13 protein-coding genes are annotated in these 14,220 nt (G+C 69.8%); 11 read left to right on the forward strand and 2 right to left on the reverse strand.

The annotated features are described in order from the left end of the window. The first annotated feature begins 4 nt into the window (after nucleotides 1–4). Nucleotides 5–2,260 (forward strand): heavy metal translocating P-type ATPase, encoded by a 2,256-nt coding sequence (locus tag O3438_RS33570; protein WP_442929690.1) that lies wholly within the window; start codon nucleotides 5–7, stop codon nucleotides 2,258–2,260. Between the two features lie 81 nt (nucleotides 2,261–2,341). Here O3438_RS33570 and O3438_RS33575 read toward each other — a convergent pair whose 3' ends face one another. After that, nucleotides 2,342–3,190, reverse strand: a complete 849-nt coding sequence (locus O3438_RS33575; RefSeq protein WP_269683472.1) for a F510_1955 family glycosylhydrolase — start codon at nucleotides 3,188–3,190, stop codon at nucleotides 2,342–2,344. Between the two features lie 204 nt (nucleotides 3,191–3,394). On the opposite strand from O3438_RS33575, the gene O3438_RS33580 reads away from it, so the two are divergent. The 7 genes from O3438_RS33580 (at nucleotide 3,395) to O3438_RS33610 (ending at nucleotide 9,541) form a co-directional block, all read left to right on the forward strand. Next, complete coding sequence (locus O3438_RS33580; RefSeq protein WP_269683473.1) at nucleotides 3,395–3,847, forward strand: DUF2752 domain-containing protein; 453 nt, start codon at nucleotides 3,395–3,397, stop codon at nucleotides 3,845–3,847. Between the two features lie 152 nt (nucleotides 3,848–3,999). After that, nucleotides 4,000–4,398, forward strand: coding sequence for a DUF6153 family protein (locus O3438_RS33585; protein WP_269683474.1), 399 nt, complete (start codon nucleotides 4,000–4,002; stop codon nucleotides 4,396–4,398). Between the two features lie 72 nt (nucleotides 4,399–4,470). Continuing rightward, on the forward strand, nucleotides 4,471–5,112 hold the full coding sequence (locus O3438_RS33590) for a DUF305 domain-containing protein (RefSeq protein WP_269683848.1): 642 nt from the start codon (nucleotides 4,471–4,473) through the stop codon (nucleotides 5,110–5,112). Nucleotides 5,113–5,491: 379 nt separating this feature from the next. Beyond that, nucleotides 5,492–6,106, forward strand: coding sequence for a C39 family peptidase (locus O3438_RS33595; RefSeq protein ID WP_269683475.1), 615 nt, complete (start codon nucleotides 5,492–5,494; stop codon nucleotides 6,104–6,106). Between the two features lie 141 nt (nucleotides 6,107–6,247). Next, nucleotides 6,248–6,613, forward strand: coding sequence for a BlaI/MecI/CopY family transcriptional regulator (locus tag O3438_RS33600; RefSeq protein WP_332367486.1), 366 nt, complete (start codon nucleotides 6,248–6,250; stop codon nucleotides 6,611–6,613). After that, complete coding sequence (locus O3438_RS33605) at nucleotides 6,610–7,530, forward strand: M56 family metallopeptidase (RefSeq protein ID WP_269683476.1); 921 nt, start codon at nucleotides 6,610–6,612, stop codon at nucleotides 7,528–7,530. Before O3438_RS33600 ends, O3438_RS33605 begins: the two co-directional genes overlap by 4 nt. A gap of 583 nt (nucleotides 7,531–8,113) precedes the next feature. After that, nucleotides 8,114–9,541, forward strand: coding sequence for an MFS transporter (locus tag O3438_RS33610; RefSeq protein WP_269683477.1), 1,428 nt, complete (start codon nucleotides 8,114–8,116; stop codon nucleotides 9,539–9,541). Between the two features lie 614 nt (nucleotides 9,542–10,155). On the opposite strand, the gene O3438_RS33615 is transcribed toward O3438_RS33610, so the two are convergent. Continuing rightward, nucleotides 10,156–10,458: a metal-sensitive transcriptional regulator gene (locus O3438_RS33615; RefSeq protein WP_269683478.1), complete on the reverse strand. Its 303-nt coding sequence runs from the start codon at nucleotides 10,456–10,458 to the stop codon at nucleotides 10,156–10,158. Nucleotides 10,459–10,605: 147 nt separating this feature from the next. On the opposite strand from O3438_RS33615, the gene O3438_RS33620 reads away from it, so the two are divergent. The 3 genes from O3438_RS33620 to O3438_RS33630 are packed head-to-tail and all read left to right on the forward strand — an operon-like array spanning nucleotide 10,606 to nucleotide 14,096. Then, nucleotides 10,606–10,815, forward strand: a complete 210-nt coding sequence (locus tag O3438_RS33620) for a heavy-metal-associated domain-containing protein (protein ID WP_269683479.1) — start codon at nucleotides 10,606–10,608, stop codon at nucleotides 10,813–10,815. A 40-nt stretch (nucleotides 10,816–10,855) separates the two neighbouring features. Beyond that, nucleotides 10,856–11,830 (forward strand): hypothetical protein, encoded by a 975-nt coding sequence (locus tag O3438_RS33625; RefSeq protein ID WP_269683480.1) that lies wholly within the window; start codon nucleotides 10,856–10,858, stop codon nucleotides 11,828–11,830. Between the two features lie 13 nt (nucleotides 11,831–11,843). Then, nucleotides 11,844–14,096 (forward strand): heavy metal translocating P-type ATPase, encoded by a 2,253-nt coding sequence (locus O3438_RS33630; protein WP_269683481.1) that lies wholly within the window; start codon nucleotides 11,844–11,846, stop codon nucleotides 14,094–14,096. Nucleotides 14,097–14,220: the final 124 nt, after the last annotated feature.

Here is a 14,220-nt window from a genome sequence, read left to right on the forward strand (position 1 = left end):
CCACATGACCGGTTGCCTGATACCCCTAGGGGGTATACGGTGTTTGCTGGAGGTGGACGGCATGAGACACGAACACACGACCCACACCGAACCGACGGTCATCCCGGCTGAGGCGCGACACGATGGACATCAGGTGCAGGTAAGCGAGCAACCCCCGCACGGCGGGCATGCCGGCGGTGCCGGGTCCACGGATAGCCACAAGGGCGGGCACCACGACCACGCGGGGCACGGATCCTCCGGGGGGCACGGGGGTCATGACAAGCACGCGGGGCACGACCCGGAGCAGTTTCGGCGCAAGTTCTGGCTGAGCCTCGCGCTGACGGTTCCGATCGTGGCGACCAGCCACATGGTGATGGACTGGTTCGGCTACACGCTCGACTTCCCCGGCATGAGTTGGGTTGGCCCGGTTCTGGGGTCGGTGGTCTTCCTCTACGGAGGTTGGCCGTTCCTGGTCGGCGGCGTCCGCGAGGTCCGTGACCGGGCTCCGGGGATGATGCTGCTGATCTCGATGGCGATCACGGTGGCCTACATCGCGTCGCTGGCCACCAGCCTCGGCGCGTTCGATCTGGACTTCTGGTGGGAACTGGCCGCGCTGGTCACCATCATGCTGCTGGGCCACTGGCAGGAGATGAAGGCGATCGGCCAGGCGCAGGGCGCCCTCGCCGCGCTGGCGGCACTGTTGCCCGACGACGCCGAACGCATCGATGACGACGGCACCGTGCATCGGGTGCCGGTGTCCGAGCTGAGGGTCGCCGACGTGGTACTGGTTCGCTCTGGTGCCCGGGTGCCGGCCGACGGTCGGATCGTTGACGGGGCTGCGGAACTGGACGAGTCGATGATCACGGGGGAGTCCCGGCCGGTGCCGCGGGGCGTCGGGGACCGGGTGGTGGCCGGCACGGTGGCGACCGACTCCGCGCTACGGGTCCGGGTCGACGCGGTAGGGGAGGACACCGCACTGGCCGGCATCGGTCGGCTCGTGGCGCAGGCGCAGGCCTCCAGTGGCCGGGCGCAGGTGCTGGCTGACCGGTTCGCCGCGATGCTCTTCTACGTCGCCACCGCCGCCGCGCTGGTCACCTTCGCTTCCTGGCGGGCGCTGGGTGATCTCGACCAGTCCGTGGTGCGGACGGTGACGGTCCTGGTCATCGCCTGCCCCCACGCCCTCGGGCTGGCCATCCCGCTGGTGATCGCGCTGTCCACCGCGGTGTCGGCGAAGGCCGGCATCCTGGTCAAGGACCGCCTCGCCTTGGAGCGGATGCGCACCGTCGATGCGGTGCTGTTCGACAAGACCGGCACCCTGACCAAGGGCGCGCACACCGTCACCGCCACCGCCGCGGCCAGCGGCGTCAACGAGAACGACGTGTTGCGCATCGCCGGCGCGGTCGAGGCAGACAGCGAACACCCCCTCGCCAAGGCTCTGGTCAAGGTCGCGCAGGACCGCGGGCTGCGGGCGAGCGCCCGCGACTTCCGCTCCCTGACCGGTAGAGGAGTCCAAGCCGTCGTCGACAACGCCACCTGGGCGGTGGGCGGCCCCGCTCTCCTGCGGGAGCTTGGCGCCGCGGTCCCCGACGAGCTGGCCAGCGCAGCGCAAGGGTGGTCGGCGCGCGGCGCGGCGGTGCTGCACCTGATCCGTCTGCCGCAGGCCGGTCAGGCGATTGCGGTCGGCGCGTTCGCCCTCGAGGACGAGGTACGTCCCGAGGCCCTCGAGGCCATCGCCGAGCTACGCGAACAGGGCATCAAAAAGATTGTCATGATCACCGGAGATGCACGCTCCGTCGCCGAGGCGGTCGCCGCCGACCTGGGCTTCCGGCCCGGGGTGGACGAGGTGTTCGCCGAGGTGCTGCCCGCCGACAAGGACCAAGCGGTCGCCGACCTGCAGGCCCGAGGTCTGACCGTGGCGATGGTCGGCGACGGCGTCAACGACGCTCCCGCCCTGGCCCGCGCCGACGTCGGGCTGGCCATCGGGGCCGGCACGGACGTCGCGATCGAGTCCGCCGGGGTGATCCTGGCATCCTCGGACCCACGGGGTGTCACCGGCGTGATCCGGCTGTCCCGGGCGTCGTACCGCAAGATGATCCAGAATCTGGCCTGGGCCGCCGGGTACAACGTCGTGGCCATTCCCCTTGCGGCTGGCGCGCTGGCCTGGGCCGGGGTCACACTCAGCCCGGCGGTGGGAGCGGTGCTGATGTCCGTCTCCACCATCGTGGTGGCGCTGAACGCGCAGCTGCTGCGCCGGGTCAAGCTCAGTCCCGGGCAGCACTGACTCAGGCAAACCGGCGGCCCGATCGGAGTTATCCGACCGGGCCGCCGGCACAACGGCGGGTGCAAGCGGTCTGGGCCCGGCTCAGGGGAGCATCGGCTGCCACGTCACGCCCGCGTCGGAGCTGCGCAGCACCCGGCCGTCCCGGGTGGCCAGATAGATCACGTTCTCGTACACGGTCAGAGCGGCCGGGGCACCTGGTGTCCGACCGGGTGTTGACGACCAGGTCGCCGCTGCGTCGACGGAGCGCACCAGCGTCCCGTCCGCCATGATCGCCACCAGCTCCCGCGCGGACCAGTGCAGCAACATCGCAGGCGGACCGCCGGCCGGCGTCCAGGTACGGCCGCCGTCGGTCGAGCGACGCAGGCCCTTCTCCGTGCTGGCCAGCAGGGTTCCTGGGCGGTGCGGATCGACGGCCAGGTCGTATGCCTCGAGCGTGGAGCGTGTCTCCCATGTCATCCGGTCGCTGCTGGCCATCAGGGCGCCGCTGCTCGAATCGAGGCCGTACACCACGCCGCCGGAGAAGCGCAGCAGGTGGAAGTCGGCCTGCCCGGCCAGGGACAGAGCCTGCCATGAGCGGCCCGCGTCGTTGCTGTGGATCAGCCCCAGGTGCGCCGGCCCGTCCTCGTCTGGGGCTGGGTGACCGGAGGCGAGGAACTCGTCAGGGCCGGTCACCGTGAAGCCCATGGTGTCCTGTCGGCCGTCCCCGACCCGGTCCGCCGCCGTGCCGGGAAGGCGGAATACTCCGTGGTGGGTGGCGACATACAGCTGCCCATCGGCGGGGTTCACGCCAAGTCCGTGCACATGGCTGAGCCGGCCGTCGTTCGACGCCGCCGAGGCGGTCGACGGGGCGTCGTCGTCACGCCAACCGACCACGGTGGCCGCAGCCGTGACCAGAAGAAGGACGCCGACCGCGACGCCAATCCACGCCATCCGATTCTGCCCCTTGAGGGCCACAGCCGCTCCCTTGCCTCATCCGATGATCCGCCGCGGCACCGCAAGCCGATCCCGCAGCTGCGCCCCGATCGTAAGCCACCTACTATTGGTCGATAGTAGTAGCGTCGGGAGCGTCACGGTGCAGGCGTGGCAGCGGCGTTCAGATGGCGCGTTTCGGATGGCGGGGCGAGGAGGCTACTGGTGCGTCAGGTCACGGCAGCACCTGACCGGACGATGCGGCGTGCGGCCTCAGTGGCGGTGGCTGCGGTACTGGCCGCGGCGGCGGGGTTCGTGCTGCGCTTCAATCCGACCGACCGGCTCGCCGACCCGACCGGCCCGTGCCTGTGGCACTCCCTCACCGGCATCAACGGCCCCGGCTGCGGCGGCACCCGCATGGTCTATTACCTCCTGCACGGCGATCTCACTCAGGCCGCCCGCCACCACCTGGCCGCGCTGGTAGCGGTGCCATTCGTGGCCTACCTCGGCCTCCGCTTCGTCGCCTCGGCCTGGCTCGGACGCGAATTGCCCGCGCTACGCCTGCCAACCTGGGCCTACGGGGGATACATCGCCGGCTTCCTGCTCTACACCACGGTGTTGCGCAACCTGCCGTGGGCGCCGTTCTCCTGGTTCAACATCCCCAACCTGACGCCGTAAGACCCGCCCCTCACTCGCCCGGCCTGGCAAGCCGCCATGCCGCACGCTTTTCGCCGGCACGGCTGGTCGCCTTTTATGCCCACCTACTATCCTGGATTGGTATGAACCGGACAGCATGCCAGCGCCCGGGCAGGTTCGTCAGCCTGCCTCGGGTGCTGCTGCTCGTCCTGCTCGCCCTCGGCGTCGCCGGAATGCACACCTTCGGCCACGGCAGCGGCGGGCACACCACGAGCGGCCACGACGCCACAGCGGCGGTCATGCCGCACGACACGCTCACCGGTGCTGAGCAGGGCGACTCCGGCCACCGGGGTTTAATTGCCCAGATCCGCGAGCCGCGCTCTGGCGGCAGCCCCGATCTGGGCCTCTTCTCGGTCTGCCTGGCGGTGGTCGGCGCGTTCGGACTGGCCGTCGGACTGGCAATGCTGCGTGTGCGATCGCACCATGAACGCTGGGATGCGCGGACGCATCTCGCAGTTCGGGGCGGCGGGCGCGGCCCGCCCGCTCTGTTGCTGGGCCTGCGCGTCGCTGCGGTGTCGGTGCTGCGGATATAGGAATCGCGCGGTCAAACCGCCGTCGATTTCTTATTCGCACACCGTCAACCTGAAAGGCACTCCTTCACCATGATGCGCACCATCGTGATGCGTCGCGCCCTGCTGACCGGCGTCACCCTGTCCGCTCTCCTCGCGAGCACCGCGGCATGCGGCGACGATACGAGCGGCATGGACCACGGCAGCGGCAACAGCCCAACGGTCACGGCTTCAGCGTCGGCGCAGGCCGCCGCCACCGCCAACGACGCCGACGTCATGTTCGCCCAGATGATGATCCCGCACCACCGCCAGGCCGTCGAGATGGCGGATCTGGCGCCGACCCGCGCCAACGATCCTGAAGTGAAGGACCTCGCGGTGAAGATCAAGGCCGCGCAGGACCCGGAGATCGTGACGATGACGGGCTGGCTGACCGCGTGGGGCAAGCCCGCCGCCGCGCCCGAGGGGCACGACATGCAGGGCATGAGCTCGCCTGGCACGTCCGCGATGGCGGGCATGGCCGACGACGGGCAGATGAACGAGCTCAAGGCCGCCAAGGGCAGCGAGTTCGACAAGATGTTCGCCCAGATGATGATCGCCCATCACAACGGCGCCATCGAGATGGCCAAGACCGAGCAGGCCAACGGCGGCAATCCGGAGGCCAAGGCCCTCGCCGCGCAGATTGAAGCGGACCAGGCCGCAGAGGTGCAGACCCTGCAGAAGATTCTCGACCGCCTGTAGGTAGCCACGAAAGACGGCGGCCGGACCCACGTAGGGTCCGGCCGCCGCTGTGTGGGCCACGACACCTGGTGCCGAGAACGACCCGGCCGTATTGGCCAGCCTGCGACGACTGCCCATTCCCGTGCGGCCGCTGGACGTCGCCGAAGCCGTCCCCCGCCATGGACGCGGAATGCGGGCGGGCCGTCGCCGGTTGCGCCGGTGTTCGCCCGAGCAGCACGCGCCGGCGTTCGCCATGTCCGGCCCTTGCCGGCCAGATAGCGCGTCCCCGTGATGCCAGCCCGACATCGGTCTGGTCACCCGAGGAAAGGTGACAACGATGAACACGCTCACGCCGTGTACCGCGGCTCGCACCGCAGTCGCGCGCAGGAGCGCGCGCGCAGTGGCCGGAGTGGCCCTCGTCGCCGCCGGCCTCGTCGCGCCGGCGACCAGTGCGCTCGCCGCGCCGACGTCGGTACCTTCGGTCGCCGCGATGCAGATGGCAGGAAAGCAGTCGGACAAGCGCGTCGACTACCGCTTCCAGGAGCAGCCGAACATCTACTTCTGCGGCCCAGCGTCGACCCGCATCGCGCTCAGCGCCCAAGGCAAGATCCAAAGTCAGGACGAACTGGCGGCCAAGCTCGGCACCACCGTCGCCGGGACGGCCTCGGCGTTCGACATCACCCGCGTCCTCAACCAGGAACTCGGCAAGGACGTCTACAAGACCGGCGAGATCCCCAACGACACAGCCACCGCAGACGAGGTGCAGCGCCTCAAGGCTGACCTGAGCACCGCGATCGACAACGACCGCGTTGCCGTGGTCAACGTCATCGGATCCGGCACCGACGTCGACGGGCTGTCGCGCGACTTCCCGGTCGGGCACTACGTGACCGTCGTGGCCTACGACGGCGACCAGGTGAAGATCGCCGACCCGTGGCAGCCGGTGGGCGACGGCACCTACTGGATGTCCGTGGGCGAGCTGGCCGAGTGGGCTGCTTCCCGCGGCTACTCCGCCTGACATCGGCACTTGAGCAACACGCGGCGGCCCCTGGACCACAAGATCAGGGACCGCCGCGTTCGCCCTGACGCCGCGCCACCCGCAGACTGCGTCACGGCGCCGCGGGCCGAGCGTAGGCTGGCGGAAAATGTGGGAGGCGGTGTGTCGGTGAACGGTCTGGGTGAGCTGGAGGCCGCCGTCATGGATGTGCTGTGGCAGTCAAATGAGTCCCTGCGCGTACGTGAGGTGCTGGATCGACTGACCGGACGCACCCTGGCCTACACGACCGTCATGACCGTGCTGGACAACCTGCACCGCAAGCAGTGGGTGCTGCGCGACAAGACCGGCAAGGCCTATCACTACCGGCCCGCCGGCAGCCGGGAGGAACTCGTTGCCCGGACCCTGCGGCGCATGCTGGAGACCAGCCTCCAACCGGATGTCGTGCTGCTGCACTTCGCCCGCTCGGCCTCCGATCGGGAACTGGCGGTGCTGCGGCAGGTACTTGACGAACGGACCGACTCCCGGTGAGCCCCGCCCTCGCTCTCGTTGTCGGGGCGCTCGCCGTGGCCTGGCTCTCACCAGCGCTGCTGGAACGGGCCATCGGCCGGGTCCGTGATCCGATCGCGGTGCTGCTTGCCTGGTGGGGCACCCTGGCCGCCGTGCTGCTGACCTTCGCCGCCGGCGTCACCTTGCTGCTCGCACCGGTCGACCGTCTGGGGGACTGGGCGGAGCGTGTGGCGCACCACTGTTGGTTCGCGGTCCGGCATGGCCAGCTGCCTGCTCAGGATGAAGTCCTCGGCGTGGCCGGCGCGGTGGCGGTCTGCGCGCTGGTAACACGGTCAGTGGTCGTGGCGGTTGGGCAGTGGCGTGCCCAGCGCGATTCTCGCCAAGCACACCATGACTTGGTGACGCTGCTCGGCGAAACCGTTACACCAGAACAGGAACCAGTGCTGCGGGTTCCGCATCCCGCTCCGCTGGCCTACAGCGTCGGTGGCCGCCGAGGAATGCTCGTCGTCAGTGCGGGCGTCCTGCGACTGCCGCCGGCGCAACGCGCGGCGGTGCTGTGTCACGAGCGGGCGCACTTACGCGGCCGGCATCATCTGATCGTCGCCATCGCGGAGGTCCTCGCTGCGGCGGCACCGTGGGTACCACTAACCCGCCGCGCGCCGCGCGCCATGCGGCTACTGGTCGAGCTGTGCGCCGACGCGGCTGCCGTGCGCGCTTGCGGCGTGCCTGCGGTCCGCGGGGCGCTGATCGCCCTCAGTGGTGCCGCGCACCCCGCGCACGCCCTGCCCATGGCCGGAGCCGACGTGCCGACGCGGCTGCACCGCCTGCAGACAGCGGCACCGCACCAGCGAATGGCGGCCCGTGTCGTACTTCCGTTGGTCGCGGCAATCGCGCCGGCACTCATCGGTGCTGTCACCGCTGTCGTCTTCTGCGCCTGACTCCCGCGGGCGGCCCGCGCGCCGGCGGTCAAAAGGAGCAGGTGTCCATCGCCGATACCGTCCCTGGCGGCACGCATCTGGTCCCTCGACGGCGGAGCGACAGGTAGGCACCGCGATCCAGACTCCGCGAAACGGGGCCGGCCCGGCCACGAGATGACGCCGACGTCCACTTCCGCCGCAGTAGGCGATCCTGCCAGCCGATGAACGCGGTCGCTGAATGAGGCTGCGACTCGCCGGGTGAGGTGACCCCGCAGGTCCTCATCCGTGGGCATGACCCTCGGGCCACAGCGGAGGGCTTCGTCGGCGACCGCGGCGCAGCCGTCGGACAGGCGCTCAACCAGCCACGAACTTGTCCCTCGGATCGGCCGAACCTGCGATGGTATCCCGCCCGATCCGCCTCGTGCCGGTGCGCGGTCACACGCCGCCTTCCTCACTGGTCGAACGCCCGCATTCCGGGATGGGTGCACCGCGAGGAGGCGCAATTCGGGTGCTGTCGACGCCGATCACTTGACACCAGATACCCCCCGGGGGTACACATCTACCACTTACCCATACCCCCTAGGGGCATTAAGGAGTGATTGTGATGTCACACGGATCCAAGCGCTGGTGGGCCCTCGGCCTCATCGCGCTCGCCCAATTCATGGTCATCATGGACACCTCGATCATCGGCGTCGCACTACCTCGGATGCAGGCCGATCTCGGCTTCTCGCCAGAGAACCTGTCCTGGGTGTTCAACGCCTACGTCGTCGCCTTCGGCGGGCTTCTGCTGCTCGGTGGCCGGCTGTCCGACCTGTTCGGCGCCCGACGGGTGTTCACCGCCGGCTGGGTGATCCTCCTGGTCGGCTCGGCCGCCGCAGGTCTGGCCGACAGCGTCGCCGTGGAGCTGGTCGCCCGCGCCACCCAGGGCGCTGGCGCCGCCCTCATCGCACCCTCAGCGCTGACCCTGCTGATGATGCTCTTCGGTGCTGAGCCGCGAGAACTCACCAAAGCCCTGGCTCTTTACGGGGCCGCCGCACCCGCCGGTGGCACTGCCGGCGTCTTCCTCGGCGGCGTCATCACCGAATACGTCAGCTGGCCCTGGGTGTTCTACATCAACATCCCGATCGCCCTGCTCGCCGTCCTCGCCACTCCGGTGCTGATGCCGGCCGGCGGCGCCCGCCGAGGCTCTCTCGACGTCGCCGGGGCGCTCACCGTCACCGCCGGTCTCGGCGCCGCCGTCTACGCCATCGTTCGCGCTCCCGAGGTCGGCTGGGACTCTGCCCAGACGTGGGTGGTCCTCGCCGGCGCCGTCGTCGCGCTGGCGGCGTTCCTCGGCATCCAGGCCGCCCGTCGTGAGCCGCTGATGCGGCTATCCATCTTCCGTGCCCCGAACCTCGCCGCCGCCAATGTCGCCCAGTTGCTGCTCGGCGCGGCGTGGATTCCGATGTGGTTCTACCTCAACCTGTACCTGCAGCAGGTCCTCGGCTACAGCGCCTTCCCCAGCGGAGCGGCGCTGCTGCCGATGACCATCCTCATCATGGTCGCAATGATCGGCCTGGCTCCGCGCGCCATCAACCGGTTCGGCCCGAAGCCCCTGGTGGTGACCGGCCTCGCGGTCCTCGCCGCCGGCCTCGGATGGCTCGCCCTGATCCGTCCTGACGGCACGTTCCTCGCCGACGTCCTGCCCGCGTCACTTGTCGCGGCGCTGGGCATGTCGCTCGCCTTCATTCCATCCCTGGGCACGGCGATTTCCAGCGCTCGCCCCGAGGAAGGCGGGCTGGCCTCCGGCATCGTCAACACCAGCTACCAGGTCGGCTCGGCCCTCGGGTTGGCCGCCATGACCGCGGTCGCCGCGTCTCACGGGGCCGATCGGCTGGGTGATCTGACGGCCTTGACCGACGGTTACTCCGCCGCCTTCCTCGGTGCCGGCGTCATCGCCGCCGTCGGAGCTGGCATCGTCGCGATCACCCTACGAACCGCCGCGCCCCGTCTGGAGAACATCGCCGACGCCGAAGCCGCCCGTGTCCACTGACGGCTCGGATGTGGCACCCAAAGCAATCGACCCAGCCTCGAGGAAGAGACCGCTATGTGCGACCTTCGGCCTGATTCAGATCACCTACGACAACGCGACGAACGTCAGAAGCGCCAGCGGCGCCGCCGCCGTGAGTGACAAGACCGCAGGGCAACGCCGTCCTCGTCCCGCCGTCTGATCACAGTTCTGGGGCGCCGGCCGTTACAGCCGGCGCCCCAGTGTGTGCAATGCTGCAGTGCACCGAAGCCGCGGCTCTCGTTGGACGCCTTGGCAAGCTGGCTTTACTCAACGTTAGCCACCGCCCTGGCGCAGGCCTCTGACGTCTTTCGGGCGGGGCGTTGAGGTGGGATTGCTGAGACGCGCCCGCACTGCCTCAACTGACTTGGCAATCGACGCGTGTCTCGAAATGCCCCAGGACGTGGCCCTGTGCGGTCGTGGGCCCGATTGCATGCCCGGTCCCAGTCGACACAGGGAAGACCCACAACAACGAGCCAGCGGCGACAGATGCCTGTTGCGGCCACTGGCTGCTGGTCCGCCTCCTCTGCACAAGGCCGCCCGGTCGGCGCGGCGGCGGTCGGTCACTCACGGCAGGCGAGGCCGACGGCCGGGCTCGATCAGCCGCGCTTCATCAGCCGGCCGACGGCGGCCATCATCTCACTGGCCATCTCGTCGGCGCGGCCCTCAGCCGCCCCCTCGTGCATGCAGTGCCGGGCGTGCCCGTCGAGCAGCCCCAGCGCAACCTTGTCCAGCGCGGCCTGAATCGCGGAGATCTGGGTTAGCACGTCAATGCAGTAACGGTCGTCATCGACCATCTTCTCAATGCCCCGGACCTGGCCCTCAACGCGGCGCAGCCGCGCGAGCAACTGGTCCTTGCTGGCGGTGTATCCCCGGGTCGGGGTCGGCGTGGGTGTGGTCATGCAGCCAAGGATAGCGTACCCCTTGGGGGTATGCTACGGTCGTAAGACGGATACCCCCTCCCCGTATCAAGAATGAAACGGATGGTGGAGAGCGTCCGTCAGTCAACCCCCAGGGGGTATATCGGGCATGTGCGAGAGGAGAACTACATGATCAGCACGACGTACCAGGTGCAGGGGATGACCTGCGGGCACTGCGTCAACTCGGTCAGCACGGAGATCGGCGCCATCTCCGGCGTCAACGACGTCGCGGTCGACCTGGCCAGTGGGCAGGTCACCGTGACCAGCGAGGCGCCCCTGGACCCGGCGGCCGTACGGGCCGCCGTCGATGAGGCCGGCTACGACCTCGTCAACGCCTGACAATTCCCACCCACGCCCGCAGAACCGAGGTGCCAGTCACATGAACACGGCGACAAAGTTGAGTGGTTTCGCCCTCGGCCTCGCGGTGGTGTTCGGCGCGGCGTACGGGGTCGGCCAGGTAGCCGACCCCGTCGCGCCGGCCGCCGAGAGCCGCCACGACACCACCGGGCACGACGGCGCCAGCCACGACGACACCGGGTCCAAGCGGGCCGGGCAGCAGCTTCCCGGCGGGCTGCTGGTCTCCGACCGCGGCTACACCCTGGCCCCCGTCACCGCCCCGGCGAACGAGTTCGCCTTCCGGATCACCGGTCCCGATGGGCGGGCCGTCACGGCCTTCGATGAGGCGCACGACAAGCGGATGCACCTGATCGTCACCCGGCGTGACCTCTCCGGCTTCCGGCACGTACACCCCGAGATGGCCCCGGACGGCACATGGCGGGTCGCCTCACCGCTCGGGGAGCCAGGGACGTGGCGCGCCTTCGCCGATTTCACGCCCAGCGGCGCCCAGCCGTTGACCCTCGGCGTGGACGTGCCCGTCCCCGGCCCGTTCACCCCACAACCGCTGCCCGCCCCCGCGACCAGCAGCACCGTCGACGGCTACACCGTCACCATCGACGGCGCCCTCCAGCCCGGCCACACCGCCAAACTGACCCTGACCGTCAACCGCGACGGCGCTGCCGTGACCGACCTTCAGCCCTACCTAGGGGCCTACGGGCACCTGGTCGCGCTGCGTCAAGGCGACCTGGCGTACCTGCACGTACACCCTGACGGCGAGCCCGGCGACGGGCGGACCGCCTCGGGCCCGCAGGTCACCTTCTTCGCCGAGGTCCCATCCGCCGGCACATACCGGCTGTTCCTCGACTTCCAACACCAAGGCACCGTCCGTACCGCGGCGTTCACCCTTACCGCTGGCGACGCCGCCGGTGCGGCCGGACCCGCCGCACCCGCGGCGCCTGCCACGCCAACCCCGTCAGAGAGCGCCGGGCACGGCGAACCCGGCCATGGCCACAACTGAAGCGGAGCTTGTCATGACCTCACCCGCCAAGCCGCTGAGCGTTGCGCCGAACCAGATCGAACTGGCTATCGGCGGGATGACCTGCGCCTCCTGCGCCGCCCGCATTGAGAAGAAACTCAACCGCTTGGAGGGCGTGAGCGCCACCGTCAACTACGCCACTGAAAAGGCCAGCGTCCGCTACGACGACACCCTTACACCGCAGGACCTGATCGCGACGGTCGAGAAGACCGGCTACACCGCGGTCCTACCCCCACCGCCCTCGGCCACGTCGTCCGACGTCGCCGAGCCAGTGGACCAGCTGCACAGCCTGCGGACCCGGCTCTGGGTGTCGGTGGCGCTCAGCGTGCCGGTGATCCTGCTGGCCATGGTGCCGGCCTGGCAGTTCAACTACTGGCAGTGGCTGTCCTTGACCCTGGCCGCCCCCGTGGTGATCTGGGGCGCGCTGCCGTTCCACCGGGCCGCCTGGACCAACCTGCGACACGGCGCGGCCACCATGGACACCCTGATCTCGCTCGGCACCCTCGCCGCGTTCGGCTGGTCGCTCTGGGCGCTGTTCCTCGGTGACGCCGGTATGCCCGGGATGACGCACCCGTTCCGCTTCGACATCACCCGCACCGACGGCGCCGGCAACATCTACCTGGAGGCGGCCGCCGGGGTGACAGTGTTCATCCTGGCCGGCCGTTACTTCGAGGCCCGGTCCAAGCGGACCGCCGGTGCCGCCCTGCGCGCCCTGCTCGAACTCGGCGCCAAGGAGGTCGCGGTGCTCCGCGACGGGGTGGAGACCCGTATCCCCGTGGACCAGCTCACCGTCGGCGACCGGTTCGTGGTCCGCCCCGGCGAGAAGATCGCCACCGACGGCGTGGTCGACGAGGGCACCTCGGCTGTCGACGCCAGCATGCTCACCGGCGAGTCCGTGCCGGTCGAAGTAGGCCCCGGCGACACTGTCGTGGGCGCCACCGTCAACGCCGGCGGTCGACTCGTCGTCACCGCCACCCGGATCGGCGGAGACACCCAACTCGCCCAGATGGCCAAGCTCGTCGAGCAGGCCCAAACCGGCAAGGCAGCCGTGCAGCGCCTCGCCGACCGGATCTCCGGCGTGTTCGTGCCGATCGTCATCGCGCTCGCCGTCGGCACCCTCGGTTTCTGGATCGGCAACGACGGTGGCCTGACCGCCGCGTTCACCGCCGCCGTGGCGGTACTGATCATCGCCTGCCCCTGCGCGCTCGGCCTGGCCACCCCGACCGCGCTCCTGGTCGGCACGGGCCGCGGCGCCCAGCTCGGCATCCTTATCAAGGGACCTGAGGTGCTGGAGTCGACCCGCCGAGTGGACACCGTGGTGCTGGACAAGACCGGCACGGTCACCACCGGGAAGATGACCCTGGTCGACGTGGTCCCCGCCGACGGGCAGGACGGTGACGAACTGCTGCGCCTCGCTGGCGCGCTGGAGGCCGCAAGCGAGCACCCGATCGCCCAGGCGGTCGCCGCTGGCGCCGCCAAGGCCGGCGTGCTGGCGCCGGTGGCAGGCTTCGCCAACGTCGAAGGGCTTGGCGTGAGCGGGAGCGTTGACGGTCGCGAGGTACTGGTCGGTCGGCTTCGGCTGCTGCGCGAGCGCGGCTTGAACGTAGGGCCCGAGGTCGAGCAGGCGGCGGCCGACGCGCAGGCGGCCGGTCACACGGCGGTTCTGGCTGGCTGGGGTGGTCGGGCCCGCGGGGTGCTGGTGGTCGCCGATGTGGTCCGGCCGACCAGTCGAGCCGCGATCGGGCAGCTCCGGTCACTGGGGCTGACCCCGGTGCTGCTCACCGGCGACAACACCGCCGTCGCCCGGACCGTCGCGGCGGAGGTTGGCATCGATGAGGTGATCGCTGAGGTCATGCCGGCTGACAAGGTCGACGTGGTCAAGCGGCTGCAAGCCGACGGCAAGGTTGTCGCGATGGTCGGTGACGGGGTCAACGACGCCGCCGCGCTGGCCCAGGCCGATCTGGGCCTGGCCATGGGCACGGGGACCGACGTGGCGATCGAGGCATCGGATCTGACCCTGGTCCGCGGTGACCTGACGGCTGCCGTGGACGCCATCCGGCTCTCCCGGCGAACCCTGCGCATCATCAAGAGCAACCTGTTCTGGGCCTTCGCCTACAACGTGGCCGCTCTGCCGCTGGCCGCGGCCGGTCTGCTCAACCCGATGATCGCTGGCGCGGCAATGGCCTTCTCGTCGGTGTTCGTGGTGGCCAACAGCCTCCGGCTGCGCCGCTTCCAACCCGTCAGCTAGCACATCGCACACGAGGCGCAGATGCCCAGCACTGTCCCCTCGAGATCGGTCCCCCCGATCCTGGCGTCCCGGGAGCTAGGACTGCAACTCGCTCCGATGACCGACGGATCACGGATACGGCCGC

It is taken from the genome of Micromonospora sp. WMMC250 (assembly GCF_027460215.1).
GTDB classification, from domain to species: domain Bacteria; phylum Actinomycetota; class Actinomycetes; order Mycobacteriales; family Micromonosporaceae; genus Micromonospora; species Micromonospora taraxaci.